A 1440-nucleotide genomic window follows, 5' to 3' on the forward strand; every position below is an offset into this window, starting at 1 on the left:
ATCGGGTAGACGTGCGACCGGTATTTACATGGATGATGGTGCGGTGAGCTATATTGGCCACAAATCAATGAATAGCTTCGCTCACCGTTTTCTGGATCCTTTTCTTAAGAAACTCGTATACGGAACCTGGTGGAAGAACGCCCTGACAATAGGCTCTTCTGCTTGGATTTCAAAAGCCTATTTGGCGTTCCCTGAGTATGCTCACCCTCTGTTGCAGGAAAAGAAGCGCTTAGCGCTCAACACAGATTTGTTCTCATCTGATCAATTTAAACAGCTTTCTAAAAGTTTACTTGATGATAGAAAGGTCGATTTAAGCTGTTTCGATGCGATTAAGGTGTTGATTACTTTGCCTCATGAGGCTAGTTATATGAGGCAGCCGGATAGTCTAACAAGTGCCTATAAGCGATTGTTAGAAACTTTCTCCCCTCGTGACATTGGGGTCAAGGCTCACCCGAGGAGTACTAACCTTGACTTGCTCGATGAGATGTTTCCAGGTTCAACCCGTATCGATAAAAATATAGGCTTTGAGCTTATCTTGCCTCTGCTGGGAGATGACGTGCTTGTTTTGGGCGATATCTCGACAACCTTGCTGTCTGCCAAGTGGTTGAGGCCGGATATTCGTGTTGAAACATTAAGCTGTGAGGTGGCTAGTCAGCAAATGAATGACTTATTCAGCGCTCTTGGGATAAAGAAAAGCTATTCATTGGAATAAGCATTAACACTTAAATAATGGATATTGACAGTGAAGAAATATAAAAAGACTTATTGGGGGGCTATCCCAAAAGAGTTTAAGGCTCATGACAATGTGATATTCAAACGCTTTGGGAGGCGGTCAAATTGGTCGAGTGCTACCTCTATATTGGGTTTGAAGGGCGGAGCCTGTGCGAAGACAATGTTTTTCAGCATGCTTGCTCGAACTGTCCATAGCAATCCTGACTTGTTTGAATCAATACCCCCTGTTTCAATTAATTGGTCGGAGCGTTTTGTCGATGATGGCGATAAAACGCTTGTTGTTGAACATGGCTGGCTACCGAGATCGTCTTATCAAATCTCTCCTCATGGGGCCAATGCACGCAGCCACACTCAGTTTGACTCTGGCGTTGATTATGTTGAGCGCATAGGTCGACGCGATTTAGAGCACTGCAAAGCTCGCGCTCAACACTTCTTGAGGCCTAAAAAGGTTGATATCGCAGGCCTTACTCAAAAGCCTTTTTGTTTATTGCCACTCCAAGGAGGAGAGGACTATAACCTGAAGTTTTCTGATTCTGGTTTTGAGAGCTTGTATGGGCAGAAGGGCGCCAACGATTTATTGGCTCAGGCGCTAATTGATCGGAGTTATGCGGAAGCGCAAGGTGTGAACATTATCGTGACTGAGCATCCTGCTAAAAAATGCCGCTTATCTAATGCTCCGACGTTACCAAAGGGTGTGACATTTATCGA

The 1440-nt window shown here is 44.7% G+C and carries 2 protein-coding genes; both read left to right on the forward strand.

Features of this window, described 5'->3' with window-relative positions:
* The coding region (locus A3766_RS31495) for a hypothetical protein (protein WP_197479712.1) at positions 1 to 712 on the forward strand (712 nt) is incomplete at its 5' end.
* 30 nt (positions 713 to 742) lie between these two features.
* The coding region (locus A3766_RS23915) for a hypothetical protein (protein ID WP_156509097.1) at positions 743 to 1440 on the forward strand (698 nt) is incomplete at its 3' end.

The organism is Oleiphilus sp. HI0132, assembly GCF_001635845.1.